Raw genomic sequence first — 25,366 nt, forward strand, 5'->3', positions numbered from 1 at the left:
AAAGCGCTGTATTTCCCGGCCATCGCCTTCCTGCGCCATGCCCGAGAACTTCACCCTTGGTGTGAGCGCCTAACGGCGGCGGGCAAAACCAAAATGGCGATTATCGGCGCTGCTATGCACAAGCTCATTCGTATCGTCTACGGCGTGTTGTCCTCAGGTCAACTCTACGATCCTGAAAAGCTGAAACCCCAAAAATCGGCCTTGGCTGTCCCTTGACGATCTCGGGCCAACACAGTATCTACGCATAATTGAGCTTGTAGAGCGTTCGATGGGGCGAAACCACCCTATAGGCGTAGGGTGGGCATTGCCCACCACCCCACTGAGTTCAACCACCCAATCAGAGAAAAACAAAACCACCGCCCACTTCTATTGGGAGTAATCTCCTCCATCCGTAGGGTGCATTCTCGGCCCACAGATCCGCGCAAAGCCCCACAGGTTCTGCTCCTGGGCCGCAATGCACCGCTCACGATAGCAGGTTTCTCGCCTGACGCAAGCGGTGCGTTCCGGCCATAGCGTAGAGCATTGCGCTCTCGCCCGGTGGGCCTGAGGCCGGGAACACACCCTACGCATAATTGAGCTTTTAAAGCGCTCGATGGGGCGAAAACGAAGCCACCACCCATTTTTATCGTGAGTAATCTCCTCCGTCCGTAGGGTGCATTCCCGGCCCACAGATCCACGCAAAGCCCCACAGACTCTGCCCCTGGGCCGCAATGCACCGCTCACGATAGCGGGCTTCTCGCCTGACGTAAGCGGTGCGTTCCGTCCACAGCAAAGGGCATTGCACCCTTGCCGAGTGGGCCTGAGGCCGGGAACACACCCTACGCATAATCGAGCTTGTAGAGCGTTCGATGGGGCGAAACCACCCTACAGCGGTCTACGGGTCTAGCCTTGGCCTGTCGCGCCGCAGCAGACTAAACACCTCCCCCTGGGCTGGGGTAATCAAAATCCCCGATGAGGGAATCGTCACCAGCTGGCTCCAGGCGGCCTGTTCCGCATAGCCCAGCACATGCAGCGTGTGAATGGTCGACCTAACCCCCTCCGGCGAACCAATCACCAGATGGCGCAATCGCTCCCGCTCCGGCAGCAGGTCAGGATTTGCAAGCAGCAGCGGGGTCGCCGCGCCCGCACGGGCCGACGACGCCAAAAATGGCAAACACAACATTGGGGTTTCCTCCAAGAAACGGATGGGTAGGAAACCCAAAACTTGGCCGCTCCCAGACATAAGCGGTTCAGAGCGGCCAGAGTAACATAGTACTCAGCCTCCCAGACAGCTAGCCCTGTCGAAGGGGTCAGCTGGTGGTGGGTGTTGACGCACCTGCCATCAGCGTCCGACCAAATTTTGGGAATCGAGCTGTACGCTGACAACTCTAATTGAGGACTGTAGCGTATTGCGAACCCCACAGCAAGTCAAAATTGCTACAGACCGCAAGTCCGTTGTGAAGCTTAACACTAGCCTGTTCCAGGCTCTGATCTAGCGGCAGAGCCTGGGCACCAGAAACGCGAACCAAGTACGAGCGATCGCGAAGCAAGTACACCCCAGCGCGAAGCAATCACAGCCCAACGCGAACCAATCACAGCCCAACGCGAAGCAATCACAGGCGATCGCGAAGCAATCACAGCCCAACGCGAAGCAATCACAGGCGATCGCGAAGCAATCACAGGGGTGGTTATGCTTCACCATCATCGACGCTTCATTCAGCACCGCCTGCTGATATTTCTTCTGTAAAGCGGCGCCAAATTTTCCGGATTGGCAGGGGCAGCGGGCACATTGCCCTGAGCAAAGGGGGAGCCTCCCCAGCCCTGCCGCCAACCCGAGTTTCTAGCCACCTTTTGTACTGCCATTAAGGAGCACTACAGCCATGCCCAATACTGACACCAGCCGCCGTTTGCGGCCCGACTACATCGACCAAGATTTGGATTCCCTACGCGGCGCGCGCACCATTGTCGGCTACACATCCGGGCGTCCCGAGACCAGCCTCGAAGGGCTCCAGAGCGACTACGCCGAGATGATTGCCGCCCAGGATGCAGAAACTGAAATCATGGTGCGCGCCAGGGCCGCCGCCGACAGAGCTCGCCTGGCCGAGTGGCAGTTCCACAACAACGTGCTAGCTATGAAAGAACTCGTGCGGGGGATCTACGGCTCCGACAGCGACGAGGCCCAGGCCGTCGGCTACAAGAAAAAGTCTGATCGCAAGCGTCCCCGGCGATCGGCAGCCTAGGGCAGCAAACTGGCCACCGCTATTTCCAAAATCAAAACTTAAAGGCTCGTAGGTGATGCTTACGGGCCTTTTCCATAGGGAAAAATCCTCGTGCTGCATCGCTAGCGATCGCGGGCCTCAGCTCCCAGGCAGGCTCAGAAACCTTACAAACCCTTTATTCAATTTGGTCCGCTGACCCCAAAATTTGGCAGGATTTCGCGCCGAAACCGCTGAAAATAATCTGCGAACACCCCTGGGTGGTCAGCCCCGTTACCTGTGAGGAGTGATGATGAAAGGTAAGTTCGCTTTGCTGTCGACGTTGGCGATGCTATCGGTGGGCGCGATCGCCGCCGATGCCGCCGACGCTCAGTTGTCTCCTACTTACTCGCCCCCAGACTACTACGTTGGTGCCGGTATTCGAGCTGGGTTTAACGACAATACCTCGTTTGTGCTCGATTCCAAAGCCAAAATTACCGACCTGGGCGGTAGAACGACGCTCTCCGTGCGCCCGGAGGTCGTATTCGATAGCAATACCGAGCTGCGGCTGCCCATTTCTGTAGACTACGTCCTCGACCAGGCGCTTTACCCCTACGCCGGGGCCGGGGTCGCCTACAACGCCGATGGCCGATCCACCATCGACCCGATGATTACCGCCGGGCTCGACTGGGGCATTACCCGCAACGTGGTGGTCGACCTCAACGGCAGCGTGCTGTTTAAGCCCGGTGACACCGACACCGAATTTACCGCCACCATCAACTACGCGTTTTAGAAACGAGTTCCCAGACGCGCCTGACGCTAAGATCCCACCGAATTCCCTGGGCATGGGGCGGGGGGATCTTAGCTGGCGATCGGTTCAGCCTTGCCTAGCTCACCGCCATTTCAGGCTCGGCGGCTTTGCGGTGCCCTTCGGAGCTGCCCAGTTGAATCAGCTCTACCTTGTAGCCGTCGGGGTCTTGCACGAAGGCAATCACCGTCGAGCCGTGCTTCATGGGGCCGGGTTCGCGCACCACCTGGCCGCCCATGGTCTTAATTTTCTCGCAGGTGCCGTAGATGTCGTCTACGCCCAGGGCAATGTGGCCATAGGCGGTGCCCAAATCGTAGGACTCTACGCCCCAGTTGTAGGTCAGCTCAATGACGGCGGTGTCAGACTCCTCGCCGTAGCCGACAAAGGCCAGGGTAAACTCGCCGCCGGGGTAGTCTTTCTTGCGGAGCAGCGTCATGCCCAGCACGTCGCAGTAAAACTTGAGAGAACGATCCAGGTCGCCGACCCGCAGCATGGTGTGTAGTAGTCGCATGGTGAGTTCGATCTCGTAGATTTCGTCAATGACCTCTACCATTATGACCATGCCTCTAGTCAATGGGGAGCGAGGGGGCGAGGGCGCGTGAGGGGCAGGGGAGCATCTGGGGTAAGCAATCTGACAGTTGCCTAAGTGTCTGATATATCCGAACTGCCGCTAACCATCTCCCCCGTCTCCCCCACTCCCCTGCCCCCCGGCTCCCGCGCTCCCCCTGCTCTCATCCCCTAATGCTCCCGCTCTATTGCGCAGCACCTCCAGGGTCTTAGACATTTCCACCGGAAACAAAATTACCGTGTTCGACGGGCTGGCTCCCAACCCATCGATGCTTTGCAGGGTGCGCAGCTCCAGGGCGATGGGGTTGGATTCCATGATCTGGGCGGCGGCGGCGAGGCTTTGGGCGGCGAGGCGATCGCCGTCTGCCTTGGTAATGGTGGCCCGTTTCTCGCGCTCCGCCGAGGCCTGGCGCGACATCATTCGCTTCAGGTCTTCGGGTAGCTCAATGTCTTGCAGGCGAATGGAGTCGATGTGCATACCCCACTCCTGCACATGGTCTTCCACAATGGTGCCAATCTGGGCCTGAATTTGCTCCCGCTCCGACAGCAGTTCATCCAGCGACAGCCCGCCCACCACATCCCGCAGCGCCGCCTGGGCATACTGCGACACCGCAAAGCGAAAATCTTGAATCGAGACCACCGCCTTCTCGGCATCGCTGACCTTGAAAAACAGGGCGCTGTCAATTTCGGCGGGCACGTTGTCTTGGGTAATCACCTTCTGGCGCGGAATGTTGATCACCAGGGTGCGGGTGTCGATAAACTGCACCGACTCTATCACCGGCACCACGTACAGCAGCCCCGGCCCTCGCACATCCTGAATTTTGCCGAGCTGCAAGATCACCCCCCGCTCCCATTCGGCGGCCACCCGCACGCCGCCGACCACCCAGCCCCAGACTACCGCCACAATCACTCCAGCCGTCAGTCCCGCAGGCCGCTGACGGGGGGATAACCCAAAGACCAGTACGGCAAACAACAGCGCCATGGGCAAGAGAAACAACACCTGCCGCACCCCTCGCCCCAGGGAGATATGGCCTTCGGTGGGTTTTGCGTAAACGCGGTTAGTCTGCTCGGGAGATGATGCTGTCATGGCGGTGCCTGCCGGGGGGATGCTAACTAAGCTAGCTAAACCCAGACGGGGTAGAGGGTTGCGTCACAATTTTGTGCGCAACCGTAATATTTGATCACCGCGTTTTTAGGGCGTGTCATCAATTCTCGCTACAATCCTTACGCCACAGGCGTTGCCACGCCCGACCCAAAAGACAGGCTAGGGGCTGTAACCGCTGATTCTTAGGCCACTGGCGTTTAATTGATAGATAACAGCCCCTAGAACAAGGTTTTGATCCTGCTGGCGGTGCAGTCTAATTCCCCGGTGCAGACTGGTTCAGGAAAGGAAAAATGCTCCAGCACCTGGGGGTGAATTTCGCCAAATTCTCCCACCGCTCGGCCATCAACTAGCACCGTCGCCGCCCGCTCTGGAATGTAGTAGGTCGCGTCGCACACCGCCAGCTCGTAGCTGACTCCCAGGGCCTTGAGCATGGTCTGCATGTAGGCTTTGGCGGTGGTAAACGAGGCGCGGGCATCGAGGCTGGCAAAGCCCCAGCACTGGCTTTCGTGAATGTCTCCCGAGGCTGTAAACCGCAGCACTTCCCCCGTCTCGTAGATGTTGATGGGCTTGGGGGCGCTGATGTTGCGGGCCAAAATATCGAGCAGCCCGGCCTGGAGGGTGGTGCGGGCGGCGCTGTAGGTGCGGCTTTTGGCGTTGCCGGTCTGTACGTAGGCGGCGGCAAACAGGTCGAGCATGTCGGGGTCGGTGAGCACAAAGCTTTTCACCTCGGTCAGCTTCATGCGCTGGGCCAGGTCGCCCACCCTGAACATGACCTGCCGCAGAGGGTCGGCCTCCCCCAGGTGAAACTTGACGGCCAGCGGCTCGGCCTGGAGGTTGGCAATGCCGATCGCAACCAGCAGATCGCCCGCAATGTCCACCTGGCTAAAGATGTCGGTGCGGTAGGTGGGCACATGCACCACATCGGTGCCGCTCACGTCTAGATCCATGCGCGAGAGCACCTTGCCCAGGCCACCTTTGGGAATGGCGGTGCCCATGATTTCGTTCAGGTACTTGGCGGAGAACGGCACCGGGCGGCGGGCCAGGGTGGGCGTGGCGATCGCGCCCTCAGCCGCCACAATCTCCACAGTTTGCACTTCGGCCCCGGTGTCTAAAAAGTTGTGGGCCAAAATGTTGGCGGTCTCTTGCACGGTCTGCGCCAAAATGCCGGTGACATCAATGAGCAAGTTGCGGCTCTGGTCAGTGACCTCCCCCGCCCCCGCCGCGTTGATAATCGGCGGCATGGAGAGCACGGTGCCGCTGGCATCGCGCAGCACCGGGGCATGGCCGTTCTCCGGCAGCGTGTGGCCGTAGGTTTTGCCGGCGGGGTGTTCCTGTAGTATCTGCCGGGCGGTCATCGGTTCGCTGCCGTGCAGGGGCATAAAGGTCAGCGCGTCTAGGGGTTCTGCGCCGTAGGTTAAGTCACCGCTGATGCGATCGAGGTCGTAGACGCCGATCGCAATTTTCTTGCGCTGGCGGCCAAAGGTCTGGGTCACTTTTTCCTGAAACTGCACCAGTACCTCCAGGCCGCCGTTTTGCAGATCGGCCCCGCGCACCACCAGGGCGGCAATGTGGGGCCGCAGGGGCAGAACTTCGGGCCGCACGGTTATCTGGCGGCCCGAGGGCATAAGCTGATCGGGCACGGAACGGGCCAGACCGTTGTAGATGTTGATGGCGCGGGTAAAGCCTTCTGCCGCCAGCAGGTCGGGCCGTTCGGCGGTTACCTCAACCTCCAGGGTTTGTTCGCCCAGGGTGGCGTCGAGGCCGTAGTCGAAGGCCTGCTGGGCGAGGCGATCGGGGTTGGTGGTGGTGAGGCGCTGGAGGTAGGGGAGGGGGAAGGTGACGGTGGGCATGGGAGGGGGTGGGGGGCGTGGGGGCGTGGGGGCGTGGGGGCGTGGGAGCGTGGGGCGTGATGGGGTGGGGTAGGTGGGGGAGTGATGGAGTTGGAGCGTGGTGGCGTGGGGGCGTGGGAGCGTGGTGGCGTGGGGAGGTTGGGGTGTGGGGCAGGTGGGGGCGTGGGGGAGTGGGGGAGGTGGGGATGGTGGGGGGTGGATTGGGGCTGGATTAGCTCGATTTTGGGGTTGAGACTATAGTTAAGGGAAATTATCTATTGCTGGCGCGGGGCTTGGCTCGCGATCGCAGAAAAAGTTTTGTTTTTGAGGGCAATTTTTCAAAATGCGGTTCCTCCGCAGCTAAACCAGCATAGCTAGACCGGCACACGTAGACTTCAGTTTTCCAGGCTATGGCAATTCCCCAAGGGCGCATCGAGTTATATTAGTTTTTGCTCAATCTTCCTGGCCCTCAGTTTGAGGCGGTGGTGTTTGACCTCAACCCACCCAGGGGGAACCTGCCGCCGCCGAGTGCGGCCCAGGGGCAGCGGGTGCCTGCTCTGTTTGACTGGCTAGAAGGCCCACTTGGCCCTGGGTTGGCCGCGCTTAGAACCTCTCTGGCTACTGTGCTAAACCCTCTGCCGCCCCTTCAGCAAACACCGACTCAGGCTTGGAGGGGCGATCGCAGGAGTCAACCGCAGCAGCTAGACCGCCTGGCACCGAGGGCTCTGGTGCTATGACCGATGGCCAGCGAGACTTTTTCATTAGCTACGCCACCCCCGATGGGGTCTGGGCCGAGTGGATCGCCTGGATTTTGGAGGAGAGCGGCTACACGGTTCACCTGCAAGCGTGGGATTTTACGGCTGGAAAAAACTTTGTGCTGGAAATGAATGAGGGGGCGACCGGGTGCGATCGCACCATTGCCGTGCTCTCCGACAACTACCTCCAGGCCAACTTTACCCAGGCCGAGTGGGCCGCCGCCTTTCGCCAAGACCCGCGATCGCGTGACAGTCGGCTGATTTCAATTCGGATAGGGGAATGCAAGCCCACAGGGCTGCTGGGCCAGATTATCTACATCGATATTGTCGGTAAGGCGGAGGAAGATGCTGAGCGATCAATTTTGGAAGGAATTGCAGCAGCCCTAAAGAAACGGGGTAAGCCTGAGAATCGACCGATGTTTCCCCAGCGCCTTTTGGCGCAGGTATCGAAACTGAGACCAGCCCTAGGTAAAGGCGGCTTTCCAGGCCGAGTTCATACAGAGAATCCGTTTTTGCCTTTAACTGGGGCAGTGGATGAGGCGGCACAGTTTTTTGACTGCGATCGCATCCTCAACCGCATTTTTGAGGTCCTCAATAGCGGCAGCAATGTGGCACTAATTGGCGATCGCAATATGGGTAAGTCGTCGCTGTTGCGTGAGGTGGCCCGTCGCGCCGAGCAGCAGCTCACCACACCTCGACAGCCCGTCATCATCAACCTGGTGATGCTATTTAGCGAAGAAGAGTTCTATGAAGAGCTGTGCGCTCAGACCGGCATTGCCGAAGACACTCGTGGCAACAATCTCAACCGCGCTCTGCGAGACAAGCGCCTGCTGCTAATTTTGGATGAGGTCGAGCGCATTGTGCAGGACGAATTTTCACGCAGGGTGCGCGACCAACTGCGCGGTCTATCGGAAGGCAAAGACGCTCCTCTGCGTCTAGTACTGGCTGCCCGTGACTCGCTTGAAAATCTATTTCCTGATAGCTATGACGATGGGATGGTATCGCCCCTACATGGAATTTGTTGGGAAGAACAAGTGCAACCCTGGTCAGCAGAGATGGTGCATCAGTTTATTGATATCCGACTAGCCTCTACCCCCATTCGCTTCAGCAACAATGAAATTACTAACATTATCTCTATCTGCGAGGGCCGACCCAAGGACCTAATGCAGCTCTGCAATGCCCTCTTTCGCGAAAAACTCTCATAACTTTTAGGACGGGCACCGCCCACCACCTCCATCATGCCTAAAGATAATTTAGCTAACTTACGCCTAGACTTATCCCCCAAACTCAACCGCCCCCTCTCACTATGGAATCCTCTCGATTATCTGCGGCTGCTGTTTTGGGTATTTTATTTTCCTCAAGCCCTGCGGTGGTATGTAAATCGATTTGGGGAGAGGGAGGTTGCTAAAGACGACATAATATGGCGTAAAAGATTGGCATTCTTTCAGGCTGACCAAGTTCAACTGAATCTCTTACTTCAGGGAATTTTTCTGGCAACAATTCCCCTAATCTTCGTTCTCCAATTAGTAGATCAGCTATTCGATTCCGTCAACTGGTTTTTATCAATATTAAGCATCACATCCTTGATGGGATTGAGTATAGTTTCTGGAATACTTTTCGAAGTGGTTTCAGTTGTCGTACTAGATGTCACACTCAGCATATCTTTTTGCATATCAGCAAGTATCTTTGTAGGAGTCGCAAAATCTGGACTTCTGGATAGATGTTTGGCAGCTTTAGGGGAGATATTCCCAGAGATTATTGCATTAGGCCTCGTGAGTGGGGTGATAACTGGGGTTCTATTTGGAATGTTTCTAGGAATTGTATCGAACTCAATGGCCGCCTTACTAGGCAATGCAGCAATAGGCTCAGCAATTGGATGCGCGGCGGCAACAATAATTATTACTGCTGCAACAATATCTATGCTGAAGAAATATATTTTGGCATTTGGATTAACGTTCTCTCTCGTTTTTGGCATTTCTATAATTTTATCGTCAATTATTTTATTCTTGAGGCCTGATGGCTGGCTTCTGGCAGGTCTATTAAAGCTTTTCGGAACTCAAAGACATATACCTGAAATTGCATCAACCACTTTAATTCCCTTGCGATGTAATTTTAGACTGTTAAAACAGAATATGTGCAATGACTGGGAGATTGTTGGTAATAATGCGAATGAATTATTGAACTATACTTTTCAATTTAGCGTGGTTGCAAGTGCCATCTATGATGGCCTAAATCGTCTTCCACATGATGAATGCTTGGTGAGTTTGGCTCGATTAACACAGTCGGTAAGTGACTGGAAGCTTATTCGATTTACTTCAGCATCCCTCAATAATACGTTTAAGTTCGAGTTTTTAGAGATACTGTTTTTTTTGTTTCCATGGATCAGGAGAAAGCTAACATCAAGATTGAACACATCTTTGCGCCTAGGTAACCCTACCCGCGCTGCTGCTGCTGGCTTTTGGTACCTTCATGAAGATCAGCCCTCCGCAGCAGCCCAAGCATTTGCAGTCATTTGTGACATTCGTCACGGCGAAGAAATGCACGGCCTTGCTAGCCTCCTCGGCCTTTTTGACGCTGCCAAAACCACTGAACAAACTGCTGCTATCGATCTGCCAGAACTTCCTCTGAATCGCACCTTGCGCCCCCAAACCTGGGAAGTGATCCGTCGCTTTTATCATGTCATTTCAGACACTAAAACTGTTTACTTTAGCACCTCTCGATCGGCTCGTGCTTTTGCCAGCAACCGGGCATTGGGCGAGCTGCAACATATCCTTGAACACGAAGCCGACCTACCTGAGGCTGAGCGGGGCCTGGTCATCAAAATTGCCAAAACCTGGCAAGCGGCCCTGCTCGAAATCACCGCCGAAGTTGGCGAAGCGGCCATCACCCAGCCTGTACAAAACCCCTACGTCATCGGCGACCCGGTAGAGGGCGATCTGTTCGTGGGCCGCGACGACATCATGCGACAGCTCCAAGAACTTTGGCTGATGGGCAACCACCTGCAATCCGTCGTCATCTACGGCCACCGCCGCATGGGCAAAACCTCAATTCTCAAAAACGTGGCCCAGGTGCTGGGCTCAGGGTTGCGGGTTTCCTACGTCAACCTGCTCAAGTCTGCCGGGGCCGATAACCTCAGCGATGTGCTGCTAGCTATTAGCGACCAGGTGGCGGCAACTCTGGCTATTCCCCCGCCCCGCGATGCTGACATGACCAACAGCCCTGCCCGCAGCTTCGAACGCTTTTTGCGCCGCGCCACCAATTCCCTGGCCGACGGCGAAGGGTTGATTATTGCCCTGGATGAATTTGAAAAAATTGAGGAGTTAATCGAAGCAGGCAAGCTAGAGGCCAGCTTCATGGCCTATCTGCGGGGGCTGGTGCAAGACAGCCCCAAAGTCGGCTTTGCCTTCGCCGGGCTGCATACCCTGCAAGAAATGTCCGCCGATTATTTTCAACCCTTCTTTGCCAGCGTGATTCCCATCAAAGTCGATTTCTTTAAGCAGACCACCGTGCAGACTCTGCTGCCCAACCCCGGCGGCGACTTCCCCCTCGACTACGACTACGAGGCACTGGATTTAATTTATGCGCTTACCGCCGGGCAGCCCTACCTGACTCAGCTTTTGGGCTTTCAGCTGGTGCGCCGCTACAACGACCAGGTGTTTGAGCAGCGGCAAAAGCGCGAGGCCAAATTCTCCGTTGCAGATGTACAGGCTGTGGTTGAGCGGCCCGAGTTTTTTGCCCAGGGCAAACCCTACTTTGCTGGCGTGTGGGCTCAGGCCAGCCACGATGCGCCAGGGCAGCACGCTTTGCTCAAAGCTCTGGCTCCCCACGCCAAGGGGCTAACGGTAAACGACCTTCAGCTCAATGCTGGGATAGATCAAACCACCTTCGCGGCTGCTGCTTTAGCGACGCTGGAAAATCACGATGTGGTGCGGGTGTACGAGGGTACTGCCAGGATAATTGTGGAGGTGTTTCGTCGCTGGGTTGTGCATCAAGCGACCTAGGGGTTTGATATGCACAAATACCCCACCCCCAGGCTCTTGATGCCAAGAGGCCGGGGGTGGGGTAGATGGGAGGGTAAAGAGTGTGAAATTCAGCGCTGAGGGCATAGCCTTAAGCCTGGCATCTCAGACTTTTTACCCCCGTCGCCGCAGCGCTTTTCAAAAGAAGAAAGTTTGGACGACGGGAGGTAAAAGGGTTGGGCCAAACCGGGCCACCAGGGCCTGACTGTGCTTACTTGCTGACCAGCTCTTTGTCGCGCTTGCCGCTGGATTCAAAGGAGGCACCATCGATGAAGGAGCGCAGCATCCAGGCCATTTCTTCGTGGTCTTCCATCAGGCCGATGAGAAAGTCGGAGGTGCCTTCGTCGTGAAACTCTTCGGAGGTTTGATCGACGTACTGGCGCAGGTTGCGAATAACTTGCTCGTGGTCTGTAACCAACCGCTGAACCATTTCCTCGGCATTAGGCAAATCGCCGGGGTGCTCTTTGATAGAAGCATTCTTTAGGAAGCCGTCGGCAGTGCCCAAGGGGTAGCCGTTCAGCATGCGCACTCGCTCGGCGATGGAGTCAATGCTAATTGTGAGAGCTTCGTAGTGCTCTTCCCACAGCTCGTGGAGGGTGCGGAACTGAGGTCCAACTACATCCCAGTGATATTTCTTTGTTTTGATCAAAAGCAGGTAGGCGTCGGCTAAGACTTTGTTGAGAATGTCGACAACGCCCTGGCGCTGCTGCTCGGTTAGGCCAATGTTAATGCTCATAAATTCAATAATCTCGTTTCTGCGTTCCGTTTCATTTAAACGCAGTGCGCTAGAAGTCTCATCTATCCGCTGTGGGAAATGGCCTGGTTGCAGTCTCTCTCCTCCGATTGTTTCTGCCAGACAAGTCCCTCGCGGGTTAGATGTAGGGGGAAGTCAATAGTAATAGTTTGGGAGAAAGACGTCTCTAGATCGATTTTCTATGGCTAGTTCATCTCCGCTGACCGGTGTGATTTTGGTAGACTGCGCGCGGGCCAACGCCACTGAAGGGCTTGCGATCGCCACCGAGCGCTGCGGCTACGGCGATGATACGGCTAAATTTCAGGCGGCGCTCAGGTCTGCCTGTAGCGAAATGAATGTGGATATCGACGGGCTTGCGGATTTGGTCGATGATGAGCCGTCCATACTGCGCGCAGAGCGCGGCATGGAGGTTGCCCCCGACAGCCCCAGCGACCTGTAGGGGTGGCCCTTTCCGGCGATCGCAAAACGACAGCCCCCAACCCTACGACCGCTCGATTTCCTTGAGCAACTCGCCAGGCTCAGATTCTGGCAGCACCCGCCGCCACTCTCGCAGGCTCACCTGGGCGAAGACCCCGGCCCGGTTGTAGGGCTCTGCGTCAATAAAGGCCTCAGCGGCAGCGCGATCGGGGGCGGTCAGAATAATCAGCATCATTTCGGGCTGACCGTCTAACCCAACGGTTGGCCCGCCGCAGTAGATCTGATTCTTGTGGGCTTCCAGGTAGCGCAGGTGGGTAGGCCGGAGCGAGAGCCGCTGCGCCTCGACATCGCTGGCCAGCACGCACTGAATGGCAAACTGCATGGTTATTCTCCTAGGGTGAGTCCTGGCACGCCAACCTCTAGGCCCACGACCCTGGCCGCTTCGACCCCGGTGGGCAGCGGCAGGGACATGCCGCCGTTGGTGGTGACGTAGAGTCGGGTGCGATCGGCCCCGGTGCGGCCAAAGGCCAGGGCCGTGCTGCCAGCGACCCCCTCGGCGGCGGTGGCGATCGTGGTCACCTCCCCCGCTGGTGAAATTGATACCACGCTGTTGTAGACGTGGGTGGTGGCGTACAGGGTGCCGTTGACATCGAAGGCAAAGTCATCGAGATTGACGTTGGTGAGCCAGCGTTCGGGGGTTCCGGCGGTGTGGTCGCCCTGGATGGGGATGCGGAGGAGCTGCTGCCGCTGGGTATTGGTGGCATACAGCATGTCGCCATAGCGCTTGATGCCGTTGACGGCGGGGAAGGGATGGTTGGCATCCGATCGCGCCAGCCGCTCGTGCTGCACCCAGATTTTGGCGGTTTGGGCGGCCACATCTACCTCCCAAATTGCCCCTTTGTAGGAGTCGGCAATCAGGTAGCGATCGCCCGTCAGGTAGGTCATGCCGTTGAGGAAGATGGCGCCCGCGATCGCCACCACGGGTTCTGCGATCCCGTCCTTGATGCGATACAGGGTGGGAATTTTGTCCTCCGCCACCCCCGCCACCAGCAGATTGCCCTGGCGATCGAACGCTAACCCCGCCGCGCTGCTGGGGATGGTGGCGTAGTCGCTGACCGCCCCCGCTGGGGTAATGCGATAGATTTTGCCTTCCTCGTAGCTGGTGACGAACAGATCGCCGCTGGCCGCCACGGCAATATTTTCTAAAAAGGTGTTGACGGGGAACTCGGCGAGGGTTTGGGCGGGGGCAACGGCGACGGGCGCCTTGGCAAAAATGGGCGGCAGCTGGTTGCTCAGCGCGGCGACCATGGCCTGGGCAATGCTGGCGCTGGAGTTCGGGTTCTGGCCGGTAATTAATTTTCCCTGCTTGCCGCCGTACTCCACGTGGTCGGCCCTGTTGGGGTGGGCGATGAAGTCAGCCCCCAGCTCCCGCAGGCGGTGCTCCAAAATGAAGGGCACCGACTGATCCAGCTGGGCCGCCACCTCTTCTGAGTAGGTGTAGGCGGTGAGAATTTTGCCGCTCACCAGGGGGGTGCCATCGGCCAGGGTGGCCCCCACCAGCCCGGCGGGGCCGTGGCAGACCGCCGCAATCAGCTTGTCGGCCTCATAAAACTCGCGCAGCAGCCGCTGCAAGTCGGGGTTGTCGGGCAGGTCAAACATGGGGCCATGGCCGCCGGGCAGAAAGATACCGTCAAAATCGGCGGACTGCACCTCGGCCAGCTTGACCGTGTGCTGGCCCGCCGCGATCGCCCCTTGCCACGCCTGCGCCTGCTCATCCGTGGGGGCGCTGCGCGGGTCAATGGGAATTGGCCCTCCTTTGGGGCTGGCGATGGTCATATCGATGCCGCTATGGAGAAATTCCATGTAGGGGACGGCGAACTCTTCGAGCCAGACCCCGGTGGGCAGGGGATCTTCGTCGCCAAAGCGATCGTGGCTGGTGGTCACAATTAAGATGTGGGTCATCGATTTTTCTCGTTATCTAGAGGGGCGTTTAGGGGCACGAGTCGCAAACAGCCAGCGGGCCAGCAGTTTGGTCAGGCGGGGCAAAATCACGTAGGTCAGCAGCACCACCTGGACGGCCACCCCCAGCAGCTTGGCCAGCAGCGGCGGCAGGCCGCTCAGTACGACCTTAACCAGGGGCGTAAAGACTAGAGAGAGCAGAAAAATCACCAGCGTCAGCACGATCGCCATCTTGTAGCGCGGTGGGGTGGGCGGCGCGGCGCGATCGCGCGGCGTAAACCAGAACTCCAGCCCCGGCAGACGCTGCACCTGGCTCTCGCTCTCGGCCATGTCGTCGGCCAGCGCCAGCCAGCGCTGCCGCACGCTCGAATTCTCCCACTGCATCAGGTGGCTGTAGGAATCAAACCGAAAGATGGTGACAAATTCAGGCTGGGCAGCACTGCTGGGCTGGATCACATTGGCTCCCAGGTAGCCCGGAAAGCCGTGGGCGGCCTGGGTAATGCCCGCCAGCCAGGTTTCAAAATCGGCTTTTCGATCGGGCTTAATTCGCCGTGAGATCATAACGGTGACGGGGCCTTCGGCATCGCTCAGGGGCGTCATAGGGCGGTCAAAAACTCAACCAGCTGCTGGGGATTGGCGGCAAAGGGGGAATGGCTGGTCGCCATGGTCATCACCGCTTTGACCGGCATGGCGGTATACATTTTCTGCTGAATAGCGTTGGGAACGGTTTGGTCCTCGGTGGTCTCGATGTAGAACCGCTTTTCCGCATACTGGTTCACGTCGGGGCTGACGGTCAGCGGGGTGCCAAAGGGGGCGATCGCCTGGGGCCGCATTTTAGCTTTAATTCGCGCCACCTCTGCATCGCTACAGTCGGCGCAAAATACCTCTTTAACCCCACCGGGGTTAATGCTGGCCACCTCCGGAGAGGTCTGTACCCAGTTGGCAAACAGTTTAGAGCTGGCGTGTTCTGGCTCCTGGGTTTTGCCGTAGAGCGACTCCCCCGCCTGCAAAAGGTAGGCGCTCACATAGACCATTGCCCGCACCCGGTCGGGAACGACCTCATTGACCTGGGAGATCACAATCCCGCCCATGCTGTGGCCGACCAGAATAACCGGCTGTCCCTGGGCCTGGACAGTCTTCACCACAGTGTCGGTGTAGCTTTGCAGAGTCACCTGGTCGATGGGGGTCTGATCGGCACCGCTGCCGGGCAGATCTGGCGCCACAACGGTGTGCCCGGCGGCACTCAGCAGGTCACTCACCCGATCCCAGCACCACCCGCCCAGCCAGGCACCGTGCACCAGTACATAGATTTCCTTTGACATCAGTTCTAACCTCCTAATAGATAATCAGAATGCTCATCCATCAGCAAAGCTCGCCAAACCCTATCACGGGCCACAGATGGTTACCTAATGGATACTAATTGCCATGGCCAGCGCCCCCGACGCCCGCTACGGTTGCCCCATTGAAGTGACGATCGCCGTCCTGGGCGGCAAATGGAAGTGCGTCATTTTGTGGTGGCTGCGGCGAGATGCCAAAACCTTTGGCGAACTGCGCCAGGTGGTGCTTGGCATTACCTCCAAGGTGCTCACCCAGCAGCTCCGCGAACTGGTAGAGGCGGGGCTTGTCGATCGGCAGTCCTACCGGGAGAAACCGCGCCGGGTTGAATACTCCCTCACCCCCTACGGAGCCACCCTGATTCCGATTACCGATTTGATGTGTGAATGGGGCAAAAACCATCTCCACAGCGCTCAATTTAGCTGGTTAAATGTCACGGCATCACGGCTCCTTCTGGTGAGCCGCGATGTCGATTTGGCCAATGCCCTCCAGACCGCCCTGGCGCCCTATCGATCGCAGGTATTCGTCGCCGCCGCCCCGGAGGCCCTGGCGCAGTTTCAGCAGCAGCAGCCAGAAATTTTGGTGATTGACGTAACCGACAGTACCGAGGAGGGCTTTGGGCTGATGCAGCATATCCGAGGGCTAGAGCAGCCGGGCGATCGCTCCATTCCAGCGATCGCCCTGATCCACCAACACAGCCTGGAGCAGCGGCAGGCCCTCCGGGCTGGTTTTCAAATTCGCATGGGCAAACCGATCGATCTGACCGAATTTATCGCCACCCTGGCCAGCCTGACCTACGGACTGTAGCAGACCTGATTGACTGATAAAAGTTCTGATGTAGGTTGGTGTTGAGCGAAGCGTTCGCGTAGCGTCTCCAGGGGAGAAAACCCAACGCCAGTAACGGTTTTGTTGGGTTACACTAACGCTAACCCAACCTACGGCAGTATAAGGGTTTCAAAGGTTTTGTCAGTCAACCAGGTAGCAGACTGGGGCACAAGTGTGACGACTATTGTCAATCGCGAGGGAGCAGGGGAGCTAGGGAGCCAAGCGAGCTGGCATAGTCGGCATAGTTCAGTTTTTGAATAGTAGGCGTATCACGACAGAAGCCAGGGCAAATTGAGGGGCAGAATAACCAACGTTTCAAAACTGTTTATAGCGCCGCAGAAATGACGACCGCTGTAGTATCAGACCCCAGACTGAGTTCACTTAGCACCTTTGATAGATATGGCAAACCCAATCCCAGATTAGGATTTCGGTGTTGTTTACCGAGAACACCGATGCTGGATCTTTGGTACAAAAACGCCGTTATCTACTGCATCGATGTTGAAACCTTTATGGACGGTAACAACGACGGCATTGGTGACTTTGAAGGACTGATCAGCCGCCTGGACTATATTGCCGGGCTGGGCATTAACTGCATCTGGCTGATGCCATTTTACCCTACGCCGAACCGAGACAACGGGTACGATATTACCGACTACTACAGCGTCGATCCAAGGCTGGGATCGCTGGGAGATTTTGCTGAATTTATTCGTCAGGCCAGCGATCGCGGCATCCGCGTCATTGTCGATCTAGTTATTAACCATACATCGATTGATCACCCCTGGTTTCAGGCGGCCTGTAAAGACAAAAATTCTAAATACAAAAACTTTTACGTGTGGTCAAAGGAAAAACCGGCCGATGCGGAAGACGGCATCGTTTTTCCCGGCTATCAAGACAGCACCTGGACCTACAACGAAGAGGCAGGAGAATACTATTTCCATCGATTTTTTAAGTATCAGGCCGACCTGAATGTCGGCAACCCTGAGGTTTGGGAGGAACTCTATAAGGTGATGGGGTTCTGGCTAGAGCTTGGTATTTCTGGCTTTCGAGTTGACGCAGTGCCATTTTTAATCGAGCTGAAGGGAATCGAGGCTCGGACTGACGTAGACGATCCGTACGATTACCTCAGGCAGATGAGAGATTTTCTCTCCTGGCGACGGGGCGATGCCATCATCCTGGCCGAGGCCAACGTGTCAATGGACATTATCCCAAAGTACTTTGGCGACGGTGACAAGATGCAGCTGCTTTTCGGCTTCCTGGTGAACCAGTACCTGATGCTGGCGATCGCCCGAGAAGAGGCAGAGCCGCTGGCAAAAGGGCTTAAGGCTCTGCCAGAAATTCCGGCCATCGGCCAATGGGCAAACTTTATTCGCAACCACGACGAGCTGTCCCTCGACAAACTCTCGGACCAGGAACAAGACGAAATCCTCCAAAAATTCCATCAAAATAAAGACGAGGTCTGGATCTACGATCGCGGCCTGCGTCGCCGTTTTCCGCCCTTAGTCGATGGCGATCGGCGGCGCGTTCAGCTCGCCTACAGTCTGATGTTTACTCTGCCGGGAACCCCCGTCTTAAACTCAGGCGAAGAGATTGGCATGGGCGACGATCTATCGCTTGAGCAACGAGCCGCCAGCCGCACGCCAATGCAGTGGTCAGCCGCCGCGAACGGTGGGTTTTCAAAGGCTCCTGCCAGCGACCTGATTCGCCCTGTGATCTCAGACGGAAAGTACGGCTATCCCGAGGTGAACGTGATCGGCCAGCGGCAAGATCCAAACTCGCTTTTGAACTGGATGGAGCGGGCCATTCGCATGCGCAAAGAATGTCCCGAGATTGGCTGGGGCGATTGGGAGCAGATTGAGACCGATAACCCCAGCGTATTTGCCCACCGCTGCTGCTGGCGAGGGGGAGAGTTTGTGGCCGTTCACAACTTTTCAAAAGAGGCGTGCAGCGTTTGTTTGCGGCTAGACAGCCGCAGCGAGCAGAAGCAGTGGTTCGATCTGCTGGCCGATCGCGCCTACGAACCGATCGCGGCGCCCGATACCAAAATTGATCTTGAAAGCTACGGCTATCGCTGGTTTCGCGTCGGCGGAGAGCGCCTTTAAAGGCCTTTAAAGGCCTTTTAAAGACGAGGTGGTCGGTGGATTAGAACCTCGTTGACGGCAACTGCAAAAAACAATGTGTTATGGCCTTGATTGACTACTGCACGACCACGTGGCGCTGGGTGAGGCGATCGAGCTGCTTCACCAGCAGGCTGAGGAAGAGGCCCACATCGGTGACTACCCCGGTGGACTCTAGCGAGCCGCGATCGGCCAGCTTGGTTACCACGGCGGGGTTGATGTCTACGCAGACCATCTTTACCCCGGCGGGGGTCATATTGCCGACGCCGATCGCGTGCAGCATCGTCGACAGCATCAGAATCAGGTCGCAGCCTTCGATCAGGCGGGCGTAGTCGGCCTGGGCTTCGAGCAGGTCCATTTTGGTGTCGGGCAGGGGGCCGTCATCGCGAATGGAGCCAGCCAGGGAGAAGGGCACGTCGTTTTTGACGCACTCGTAGAGCACGCCGCGCGTCAGCACGCCCTGGTCAACGGCGTTGGCGATGCTGCCGCAGCGGCGGATGCTGTTGATCGCCCGCAGGTGGTGGCGGTGGCCGCCCCGCACCGAGGTGCCCTGCTTCATGTCAACGCCCAGGGAGGTGCCGAGCATGGCCTGCTCGATGTCGTGAACCGCGATCGCATTGCCCCCCAGCAGCGCCTGCACATAGCCCTCGCGAATCAGCCGCGACAGGTGGTCGCCGCCGCCGGTATGAATCACCACCGGGCCAGCCACCACAGCCACCTTGCCGCCCTGGTCGCGCAGGCGGCGCAGATCCCACGCCACCTGCTCCACAATTAGCTCCACCCGGCGCTCGCTGGAGACCCCAGAGCCCATAAAGCTAAACTCTTCGGTGGCGGCGGCAGCGCGGCTGCGGTCCTTGGTGCTGCGCACGCTGCGAATGCCGTCGTAGCCGACAATTACCTGGTCGCCCACGGCCAGGTCGCGCAGCAGCTTGCAGGTGGCCACGGGTTCAGATTCGGAGACCACAATCACGCCGTCCATGCGCTGGCCCTGCACCCGCACCCACTCGCCCCGCACCCGCACCTCGGTGGGGTAAATCGTCGAGCTGTAGAAGTCGTCGGGGGCCACCCCGGCCTGGGTAATAGTGACCAGATGGGCATCCTGCTGCTCGGCGGGCAGCGCCACCGCGCCCAGGTCAATCAGCTGAGCCATGATCTCATCCATGATTTCCTGGCTGGGGGCCGACACCCGAATGTCTGCCGAAGAGGTGCTCTGGCGCTGCTCGCCCAGGTCAAAGTTGAGCACCTGGAAGCTGCCGCCCCCCTCCATTACCAGATCCAGCGCCCGGCTGACCAGGCCGGAGTCGAGCAGGTGGCCGGTCATGGTGACGGTGCGCGACAGCAGGCCAGTTTTGGCGGGCTCGGGGTGCAGCGGCTCGGTCACCCGCAGGGTCAGGCACTTGGCCGCCCCCCCGGCTTTGAGGAACTCGGTCAACGGCGTTTCGACCACCTCAAAACCCGCCTCGGCCAGCCGCGCCTTGAGCTCGTCGCTGGCCTTATTCATAATCACAAGGCTGTCAATATTGACCGAGTTGCAGGCAAAGTTAATCGCGTCGGCCTCTTCAATGGCAATGCGCTTTTCGGGAGGTACCCGCAGCTCAATCAGCCGATTCGAGTAGGCGTCAAAGGCGGGCGGGTAGTAGAGCAGATAGCCGTTGGTCAGCGGGCAAAAGCAGGTGTCTAGGTGGTAAAAGCGCTCGTCCATCAGGTGCAGCGACAGCACTTCGATGTTCAGCCACTCGGCCACCAGGCCGTGGGAATCTAGCTCGGTGCGGAAGCCGTAGCCCGCCCACAGCCAGCGCCCCTCGCGATCGAGCAGGGCGTCCCCGGCCCCCTCAAAGGGTAGTTCGGGGGGCAGGGTAAACACCTGGTGCCCCTGGGCCTCAAACCACTCCTTAAAGAAAGGCTCTTCGCCCTGGCGCTCGGGGTGCAGAAAGCGGCTCAGCACCACCTGGTTGCCCAAAATCAGCCCGGCGTTGGCGGTAAACACCATATCGGGCCAGCCCTGCTGGGGCTTGACCAGGTCGACATCGGCGCGATCGGCAATGATTTGGTAGAGGTTTTGCCACTGCTCCTGGGCCGTCTCCAGCGACGAGCGGTGAATGTTGCCCTCCATCCAGGGGTTGATCACATAGTCCACCTCGTAGTGGTGGGGAGCGCACATGAGAAATCGAATGGAGGAGGTCATAGGAGAATGCCGACTTTAGAGGGACTAGAACAAAAAAGAGACTAAAACAGCCGGGGCAGCTAAGGGGACTTTGGCCAGAGACTATCCCCGCTGAATCAGGAATCATCTCGGAGGGGCGCACTGGTTGCTCGTCAGGGCGAGGATGATCTTGGCGAAACCTGCCCTAGGGCAGCCTCGCCCATCGCCTCGGAGGCCGCTGACATAAAACAGCGCTGAGGGCCAACTGTATATTTTAGGCCCTCAGCGCCGTCAGGTGATTCAGTTGTCAGGAGTTCTGGAGATTACCGGCAGGGGTAGTTTTTGCTACGGTTCGGCGGGCAAGTCGGTAAAAAAGTGGGCATCCGTGAGCCGATTGCTGGTGATGATGGCGCTGGTCAGGGTGCCGTGGCGCAGGCGCAGGGAGGCGGCTTGCCGGGCGTCGTCGATCGCGGCGAGGGGCTCCATTGCGCTGTCGACCGCACTACCGCCAGAAACCGCCGTCGGGGCCGATACCCTGGTGGGCACCAGAGCCGCCTGGGTCACAAGATCTGCGGCCTTGGCCGGATTGCCCGCTGAGTCAAACCCCACCGCCAGCATAAACGCCGCCAGGCCCATCAGCAGCGCCAGGCGCAGGTCCAGCACCTGAAGCACCGCCAGGGCGATCGCCTGTAGAGTGGCCCAAAGGGCCGGGGACGAGTTGGAATCCTGAGGCAAGGTAAAGCTCCTATGGCGCAGCGAGTGAAACAGCTGACCCTATGCCCAGATTCGCCAGCGTCGTTCGCCGCATCCTCAAGGATTCCACTGAGGCGCTGCACTCTGCGGCAGAAACGGCTCAATAGATTTACTTAGGGTTGTTATCCACATAACGTCACAGAGTTACAAATTGTCAAGCCCTGCCGGGTGCGATCGCAGGCCGCTGCAAAGGGGCTAGGCCAAACAGCCCAGGGGCGGGCGGGTTTCTTTGAATTAATCTATGGGTCCTGGCCACTAACACCAGTCTGTACCCTGCCCGGCGACAGGCTTGGCCAGGGCGTGATTTGGCTAAATTGGCTCCAGCCAGAGGGAGAAAATCCAGTTGCCGTCGCTCAGCTCTGACCAGTTGCCGGAGGTGCGCCCGGTGACGGTGACAATGGAACCATTGGGCACGGTTCTGACGAGGCTAAACTCGGTGCCGGGGCCGTTAAACACCGGGGTCGATTCGCCGTCGGTCACCACGCGCATCTGGCGGCTGCCCCCGGGGGGTGGGGTGGTGGGGTCGGGGCTGGGGTTGGGGGATGGCGAGGGCAGGGGGGTGGGGGTAGTCGCCCGGTAGAGCGCCTGCCAGGTGGCGGCATCGACGGTGCCGGTGACCGGCAGCCCGTTGACCCGCTGAAACTCGCGCACGGCGGCCTGGGTGGTGGCGTCGTAGATGCCGGTAACGATGAAGTTAGAGGGCAAGAAACCGGCCTGGCGCAGCAGCCGCTGGAGTTCCATCACGTCGGCATTGGGGGTGGGGCCGGGCGGGGTAATCGGCGGCCGGGTAATATTTTCGATCGGGCCGCTGTAGCGAAGGTACTTGCTGTCGACCCAGTTGCCGTTGAGGAGCTGCGCCCAGCCCACGTTGAACCGCCCCGTCAGCGGTATCTGGCTGCCGTTGAGATACTGGGCCACCACCCCATAATTGATGCCGGGGCCGTTGCGCACGTTGAGGGCAAACCCCTGGGGCGTCACCACCGTCGCCAGATTGCGGTTGTCGACGGGGGGCGGGGCCGTGCCTACTGGGTAGGTACTGACCAAATTGCCCGCCACCCAGGTGGCATCGACCAGCTGCACCCAGCCGTTGCGGCGCACCCCAGACACCTGGAGAGCCGTGCCCCGCGCCACCCGGCGGTAGACGCCGTTGCGGGTGCTTGGCCCCCAGCGCACGTTGAGGGCGTAGCCCTCGGGGGTGGCCACGTAGATGGTGTTGCCAAAGCGATCGCTGGCGGCCAGGGCCGGTGCCCCAAAGCTGTTGCCCAGCACGATCGCCCCCGCCGCGATCGCCAGAGACCGCCGCCCCAGGGCGATCGCGGCACCGTCAGAGACCCTGGGGTCTGTCACCGCAGGGAAAGCCACCAGGGTCTCTGGGCTAGATTTAGCCTCTAGGCTGGTTTCCCAGACCAACCACAGCAGGTTTTGGGCCACGCTATCCATAGGTCAGTGGCGGAAAGATTGGGCAAAACTACCCTAATCATATCGGTTTTTGCTGAATACCTGAGGATTATTACAGAAAATGCCGGGATGCTGGGATCGATGGCCCCAGGCATAGCCGTTCCGGCGAAGCTAGCCCGATCCAGCCAGACCATCCCCCAGCCTTCCTGCAACAGCTTCCGGTCATAGCTCCCTCCAGCAGATAATAGGACTCTAGAGGCTGTCATCAATTGGTTGCTGATGGCCCAAGCATCAACAGTTACAGCCCCTAGCCTGTTGCTTGGGTCGGGCGTGGCAATGCTGGTGGAATCAGGGTTTTAGCCAGAACTGATGGCAGGCTCTAGGCCGCCGCCAGAGTCGGCACAATTAGCAGAGTGAGCCCGTAGCGGCCCACCACCGTCACCCAGCTAGACGGAGCCAGGGCAATGCCCGCATCGATCACGCCTTCGTAGACCCGCGCGGGCCAGGTGGTGCCCTGGTAATACACCCGCCCCTCCCTCTGGGCGGTAATTGGACGTTCTACCCGCGCGGTTTTGGGGGTATCAAACAGTTCCAGAGTGTGGGTCAGATTCATCGCTATCCTCCCAATGGTTTCGTAGGGTGTGTTTTGTGCTTACTCGTAAGTGCTGTTCGGGCGCAGCGTGTGACAGCCCAATCGGTGTAGCGGTACTCCAGGGCGGTGCTCCGATCAACCCTTTTGGCGAAAAGGGTTGGCCTATGGTTTCGCGTCCCGGCTCTAACGGGTGTTCTGAGCCAGGGCCGCTCTAAACCAGTAATGATGGACGATAGAGGGTAAAAGAACGGCCTGGCGTCATCCCTATGACAGATGCTGAAGCGTTTGCTGCCGCAGGCCTGTGAGGGGCTGCTGCCGCTACCCTGGTCAGCTTTTCCGAGTCGGAATATTGGTATTATTCACTAAAATAAATAGGCGTTTTAGCCGAGATTCATCTACTGAGGGGTATGCATTCCGTGGTTGCATGGGTATAGTTATGGTATAAACAACTAAAAAGTCGCGTTTCTCAATGACCTACCCAGCGCTTTTGGCCAATCCCAAAGACTACGGTCTGCTCACCGATCTCTACCAGCTCACGATGACGAGCTGCTACATGGGCGAAGGCCTGGCCGATCGCCGGGCTAGCTTTGAGCTGTTTACCCGCCGTCTGCCCAGCGGCTACGGCTACCTGATCGCCATGGGGCTGGCCCAGGCGATCGACTACCTGGCCAACCTGCGGTTCTCAGAGCGCCACCTGGATGCCCTGCGGCAGACGGGACTGTTTGACCACGCCCCCGACGAGTTTTGGCAGCGGTTGGGGGATGGGGCCTTTACCGGCGACCTGTGGGCGGTGCCGGAGGGTACGGCGGTGTTTGCCAATCAGCCGCTGCTGCGAGTAGAAGCGCCCCTGTGGCAGGCCCAAATTGCTGAGACCTACCTGCTCAACACGCTCAACTACCAAACCCTGGTGGCTACCCGCGCGGCCCGCCTGCGGGACGTGGCCGGGCCAGCGGCTACTCTGCTGGAGTTTGGCACTCGCCGGGCCTTTAGCCCCCAGGGTGCGCTGTGGGCGGCGCGGGCGGCCCTGGCGGCGGGGCTAGATGGCACCTCCAACGTGCTGGCGGCGGTGGAGCTGGGGCGTAAACCGGCGGGCACCATGGCCCACGCCCTGGTGATGGTCTTTGCCGCCCTGGAGGGCAGCGAAGACGACGCCTTTGAAGCCTTTCAGCGCTATTTTCCGGGGGCGGCGCTGCTGATCGACACCTACGACACGGTGGCGGCAGCGGCGCGGCTGGCCGACCAGGGCAGGCCCGTGGCCGCTGTGCGGCTCGATTCGGGGGATCTGGTGGAGCTGTCGAAGGCGGTGCGATCGCGCCTGCCCGACACCAAAATCTTTGCCAGCGGCGATTTGGACGAGTACGAAATCGCTCGGCTGCAGCGGGCGGGGGCAGAAATCGATGGCTACGGCCTGGGCACCAAACTGGTCACGGGCGACCCGGTCAACGGCGTGTACAAACTGGTCGATATCGACGGCGTGGCGGTGATGAAAGAGTCGAGCAGCAAGGCCACCCTGCCCGGGCGCAAGCAAATTTTTCGCCGCTATGAGGGCGGGCAGGCGGCGGGCGATCGCCTCGGCCTGGTGGATGACACCGCCGCCCCCGACGAGCAGCCGCTCCTGCAGCTGGTGGTGAAGCAGGGCCAGGTGGTGCAGGATGTAGAATCACTGGATGCGATCGCGGCCCGCACTGCCGCCGCCGTGGCCAGCCTGCCCATGGCCGTGCGGCAGCTGGAAAATCCGGCCCCCTACGGAGTGGAGATCTCCGAGGCGCTGGCCGCTCTGACCGCCCGCACCCGCCGCCACCCGGCTAGCCTCCGCTGA

The 25,366-nt window shown here is 58.8% G+C and carries 23 protein-coding genes and 1 pseudogene; 10 read left to right on the forward strand and 14 right to left on the reverse strand.

What is annotated here, in order from left to right; translation table 11 throughout:
* Positions 1–216: pseudogene (locus tag LEPTO7104_RS0130860) on the forward strand (IS110 family transposase); the annotation flags it as partial.
* A 658-nt stretch (positions 217–874) separates the two neighbouring features.
* Here the strand turns inward: LEPTO7104_RS0130860 and LEPTO7104_RS0130865 are convergent.
* Entirely contained in the window at positions 875–1,162 is a 288-nt protein-coding gene (locus LEPTO7104_RS0130865) for a hypothetical protein (protein WP_017302431.1), read from the reverse strand.
* Between the two features lie 697 nt (positions 1,163–1,859).
* On the opposite strand from LEPTO7104_RS0130865, the gene LEPTO7104_RS0130870 reads away from it, so the two are divergent.
* Together LEPTO7104_RS0130870 and LEPTO7104_RS0130875 are read left to right on the forward strand one after the other, a co-directional pair.
* Positions 1,860–2,219, forward strand: coding sequence for a hypothetical protein (locus LEPTO7104_RS0130870; protein WP_017302432.1), 360 nt, complete (start codon positions 1,860–1,862; stop codon positions 2,217–2,219).
* Positions 2,220–2,487: 268 nt separating this feature from the next.
* Entirely contained in the window at positions 2,488–2,967 is a 480-nt protein-coding gene (locus LEPTO7104_RS0130875) for a hypothetical protein (protein WP_155524021.1), read from the forward strand.
* Positions 2,968–3,061: 94 nt separating this feature from the next.
* On the opposite strand, the gene gloA is transcribed toward LEPTO7104_RS0130875, so the two are convergent.
* The 3 genes from gloA to pheT form a co-directional block, all read right to left on the reverse strand.
* Entirely contained in the window at positions 3,062–3,493 is a 432-nt protein-coding gene (gene gloA / locus LEPTO7104_RS0130880) for a lactoylglutathione lyase (protein WP_040698237.1), read from the reverse strand.
* Positions 3,494–3,652: 159 nt separating this feature from the next.
* Positions 3,653–4,636, reverse strand: a complete 984-nt coding sequence (locus LEPTO7104_RS0130885) for an SPFH domain-containing protein (RefSeq protein ID WP_017302435.1) — start codon at positions 4,634–4,636, stop codon at positions 3,653–3,655.
* 236 nt (positions 4,637–4,872) lie between these two features.
* Positions 4,873–6,504: a phenylalanine--tRNA ligase subunit beta gene (gene pheT, locus LEPTO7104_RS0130890; protein ID WP_017302436.1), complete on the reverse strand. Its 1,632-nt coding sequence runs from the start codon at positions 6,502–6,504 to the stop codon at positions 4,873–4,875.
* A 428-nt stretch (positions 6,505–6,932) separates the two neighbouring features.
* Between pheT and LEPTO7104_RS40855 the strand changes: the two genes are divergently transcribed.
* Positions 6,933–7,220, forward strand: a complete 288-nt coding sequence (locus LEPTO7104_RS40855) for a hypothetical protein (protein WP_155524022.1) — start codon at positions 6,933–6,935, stop codon at positions 7,218–7,220.
* Complete coding sequence (locus LEPTO7104_RS37695; protein ID WP_017302437.1) at positions 7,217–8,443, forward strand: TIR domain-containing protein; 1,227 nt, start codon at positions 7,217–7,219, stop codon at positions 8,441–8,443. The genes LEPTO7104_RS40855 and LEPTO7104_RS37695 overlap by 4 nt, the downstream gene beginning before the upstream one ends.
* A gap of 326 nt (positions 8,444–8,769) precedes the next feature.
* Here the strand turns inward: LEPTO7104_RS37695 and LEPTO7104_RS41405 are convergent, their stop codons facing one another.
* Entirely contained in the window at positions 8,770–9,213 is a 444-nt protein-coding gene (locus LEPTO7104_RS41405; RefSeq protein ID WP_196358211.1) for a hypothetical protein, read from the reverse strand.
* 661 nt (positions 9,214–9,874) lie between these two features.
* Between LEPTO7104_RS41405 and LEPTO7104_RS41410 the strand changes: the two genes are divergently transcribed.
* The gene (locus LEPTO7104_RS41410) at positions 9,875–11,239 is read left to right on the forward strand and encodes an AAA family ATPase (RefSeq protein WP_196358212.1); all 1,365 of its coding nucleotides are present in this window, start codon (positions 9,875–9,877) and stop codon (positions 11,237–11,239) included.
* Between the two features lie 229 nt (positions 11,240–11,468).
* Here LEPTO7104_RS41410 and LEPTO7104_RS0130910 read toward each other — a convergent pair whose 3' ends face one another.
* Positions 11,469–11,993 carry a Dps family protein gene (locus LEPTO7104_RS0130910; protein WP_017302439.1) on the reverse strand — a complete coding sequence of 175 codons (525 nt, stop codon included), beginning with the start codon at positions 11,991–11,993 and terminating at the stop codon, positions 11,469–11,471.
* A 199-nt stretch (positions 11,994–12,192) separates the two neighbouring features.
* On the opposite strand from LEPTO7104_RS0130910, the gene LEPTO7104_RS0130915 reads away from it, so the two are divergent.
* Positions 12,193–12,450 (forward strand): hypothetical protein, encoded by a 258-nt coding sequence (locus LEPTO7104_RS0130915; protein WP_017302440.1) that lies wholly within the window; start codon positions 12,193–12,195, stop codon positions 12,448–12,450.
* A gap of 42 nt (positions 12,451–12,492) precedes the next feature.
* Here LEPTO7104_RS0130915 and LEPTO7104_RS0130920 read toward each other — a convergent pair whose 3' ends face one another.
* The 4 genes from LEPTO7104_RS0130920 to LEPTO7104_RS0130935 are packed head-to-tail and all read right to left on the reverse strand — an operon-like array spanning position 12,493 to position 15,709.
* Positions 12,493–12,810: a YciI family protein gene (locus tag LEPTO7104_RS0130920; RefSeq protein WP_017302441.1), complete on the reverse strand. Its 318-nt coding sequence runs from the start codon at positions 12,808–12,810 to the stop codon at positions 12,493–12,495.
* Positions 12,811–12,812: 2 nt separating this feature from the next.
* On the reverse strand, positions 12,813–14,390 hold the full coding sequence (locus tag LEPTO7104_RS43415) for a DJ-1/PfpI family protein (RefSeq protein WP_017302442.1): 1,578 nt from the start codon (positions 14,388–14,390) through the stop codon (positions 12,813–12,815).
* A gap of 12 nt (positions 14,391–14,402) precedes the next feature.
* Positions 14,403–14,987, reverse strand: a complete 585-nt coding sequence (locus tag LEPTO7104_RS0130930; RefSeq protein ID WP_017302443.1) for an antibiotic biosynthesis monooxygenase — start codon at positions 14,985–14,987, stop codon at positions 14,403–14,405.
* Positions 14,984–15,709 (reverse strand): alpha/beta fold hydrolase, encoded by a 726-nt coding sequence (locus tag LEPTO7104_RS0130935; protein ID WP_017302444.1) that lies wholly within the window; start codon positions 15,707–15,709, stop codon positions 14,984–14,986. Before LEPTO7104_RS0130935 ends, LEPTO7104_RS0130930 begins: the two co-directional genes overlap by 4 nt.
* A gap of 103 nt (positions 15,710–15,812) precedes the next feature.
* On the opposite strand from LEPTO7104_RS0130935, the gene LEPTO7104_RS43420 reads away from it, so the two are divergent.
* Both LEPTO7104_RS43420 and LEPTO7104_RS0130945 read left to right on the forward strand, forming a co-directional pair.
* Complete coding sequence (locus tag LEPTO7104_RS43420) at positions 15,813–16,529, forward strand: winged helix-turn-helix transcriptional regulator (RefSeq protein ID WP_017302445.1); 717 nt, start codon at positions 15,813–15,815, stop codon at positions 16,527–16,529.
* A 470-nt stretch (positions 16,530–16,999) separates the two neighbouring features.
* The gene (locus LEPTO7104_RS0130945) at positions 17,000–18,646 is read left to right on the forward strand and encodes an alpha-amylase family protein (RefSeq protein WP_017302446.1); all 1,647 of its coding nucleotides are present in this window, start codon (positions 17,000–17,002) and stop codon (positions 18,644–18,646) included.
* 94 nt (positions 18,647–18,740) lie between these two features.
* Here the strand turns inward: LEPTO7104_RS0130945 and argZ are convergent, their stop codons facing one another.
* The 4 genes from argZ to LEPTO7104_RS36395 all read right to left on the reverse strand — a co-directional run bounded on the left by argZ (position 18,741) and on the right by LEPTO7104_RS36395 (position 23,568).
* The gene (gene argZ, locus LEPTO7104_RS0130950; protein WP_017302447.1) at positions 18,741–20,846 is read right to left on the reverse strand and encodes a bifunctional arginine dihydrolase/ornithine cyclodeaminase; all 2,106 of its coding nucleotides are present in this window, start codon (positions 20,844–20,846) and stop codon (positions 18,741–18,743) included.
* A gap of 303 nt (positions 20,847–21,149) precedes the next feature.
* Entirely contained in the window at positions 21,150–21,539 is a 390-nt protein-coding gene (locus LEPTO7104_RS0130955; RefSeq protein WP_017302448.1) for a hypothetical protein, read from the reverse strand.
* Between the two features lie 327 nt (positions 21,540–21,866).
* A complete protein-coding gene (locus LEPTO7104_RS0130960) occupies positions 21,867–22,997 on the reverse strand; it encodes a peptidoglycan-binding protein (protein WP_026073233.1) in 1,131 nt (376 codons plus the stop codon).
* 337 nt (positions 22,998–23,334) lie between these two features.
* Entirely contained in the window at positions 23,335–23,568 is a 234-nt protein-coding gene (locus LEPTO7104_RS36395) for an NfeD family protein (protein WP_017302449.1), read from the reverse strand.
* A gap of 448 nt (positions 23,569–24,016) precedes the next feature.
* Between LEPTO7104_RS36395 and LEPTO7104_RS0130970 the strand changes: the two genes are divergently transcribed.
* On the forward strand, positions 24,017–25,366 hold the full coding sequence (locus LEPTO7104_RS0130970; RefSeq protein ID WP_017302450.1) for a nicotinate phosphoribosyltransferase: 1,350 nt from the start codon (positions 24,017–24,019) through the stop codon (positions 25,364–25,366).

This window comes from Nodosilinea nodulosa PCC 7104, assembly GCF_000309385.1.
Lineage (GTDB): Bacteria > Cyanobacteriota > Cyanobacteriia > Phormidesmidales > Phormidesmidaceae > Nodosilinea > Nodosilinea nodulosa.

Excerpts from the sequence above, each read along its gene's own strand:
- LEPTO7104_RS0130865 (WP_017302431.1), bottom strand. The coding sequence starts at position 1,162 with ATGTTGTGTTTGCCATTTTTGGCGTCGTCGGCCCGTGCGGGCGCGGCG.
- LEPTO7104_RS0130870 (WP_017302432.1), top strand. The coding sequence starts at position 1,860 with ATGCCCAATACTGACACCAGCCGCCGTTTGCGGCCCGACTACATCGAC.
- LEPTO7104_RS0130875 (WP_155524021.1), top strand. The coding sequence starts at position 2,488 with ATGAAAGGTAAGTTCGCTTTGCTGTCGACGTTGGCGATGCTATCGGTG.
- gloA (WP_040698237.1), bottom strand. The coding sequence starts at position 3,493 with ATGCGACTACTACACACCATGCTGCGGGTCGGCGACCTGGATCGTTCT.
- LEPTO7104_RS0130885 (WP_017302435.1), bottom strand. The coding sequence starts at position 4,636 with ATGACAGCATCATCTCCCGAGCAGACTAACCGCGTTTACGCAAAACCC.
- pheT (WP_017302436.1), bottom strand. The coding sequence starts at position 6,504 with ATGCCCACCGTCACCTTCCCCCTCCCCTACCTCCAGCGCCTCACCACC.
- LEPTO7104_RS37695 (WP_017302437.1), top strand. The coding sequence starts at position 7,217 with ATGACCGATGGCCAGCGAGACTTTTTCATTAGCTACGCCACCCCCGAT.
- LEPTO7104_RS41405 (WP_196358211.1), bottom strand. The coding sequence starts at position 9,213 with ATGCCAAAAACGAGAGAGAACGTTAATCCAAATGCCAAAATATATTTC.
- LEPTO7104_RS0130910 (WP_017302439.1), bottom strand. The coding sequence starts at position 11,993 with ATGAGCATTAACATTGGCCTAACCGAGCAGCAGCGCCAGGGCGTTGTC.
- LEPTO7104_RS0130915 (WP_017302440.1), top strand. The coding sequence starts at position 12,193 with ATGGCTAGTTCATCTCCGCTGACCGGTGTGATTTTGGTAGACTGCGCG.
- LEPTO7104_RS0130920 (WP_017302441.1), bottom strand. The coding sequence starts at position 12,810 with ATGCAGTTTGCCATTCAGTGCGTGCTGGCCAGCGATGTCGAGGCGCAG.
- LEPTO7104_RS43415 (WP_017302442.1), bottom strand. The coding sequence starts at position 14,390 with ATGACCCACATCTTAATTGTGACCACCAGCCACGATCGCTTTGGCGAC.
- LEPTO7104_RS0130930 (WP_017302443.1), bottom strand. The coding sequence starts at position 14,987 with ATGACGCCCCTGAGCGATGCCGAAGGCCCCGTCACCGTTATGATCTCA.
- LEPTO7104_RS0130935 (WP_017302444.1), bottom strand. The coding sequence starts at position 15,709 with ATGTCAAAGGAAATCTATGTACTGGTGCACGGTGCCTGGCTGGGCGGG.
- LEPTO7104_RS43420 (WP_017302445.1), top strand. The coding sequence starts at position 15,813 with ATGGCCAGCGCCCCCGACGCCCGCTACGGTTGCCCCATTGAAGTGACG.
- LEPTO7104_RS0130945 (WP_017302446.1), top strand. The coding sequence starts at position 17,000 with ATGCTGGATCTTTGGTACAAAAACGCCGTTATCTACTGCATCGATGTT.
- argZ (WP_017302447.1), bottom strand. The coding sequence starts at position 20,846 with ATGACCTCCTCCATTCGATTTCTCATGTGCGCTCCCCACCACTACGAG.
- LEPTO7104_RS0130960 (WP_026073233.1), bottom strand. The coding sequence starts at position 22,997 with ATGGATAGCGTGGCCCAAAACCTGCTGTGGTTGGTCTGGGAAACCAGC.
- LEPTO7104_RS36395 (WP_017302449.1), bottom strand. The coding sequence starts at position 23,568 with ATGAATCTGACCCACACTCTGGAACTGTTTGATACCCCCAAAACCGCG.
- LEPTO7104_RS0130970 (WP_017302450.1), top strand. The coding sequence starts at position 24,017 with ATGACCTACCCAGCGCTTTTGGCCAATCCCAAAGACTACGGTCTGCTC.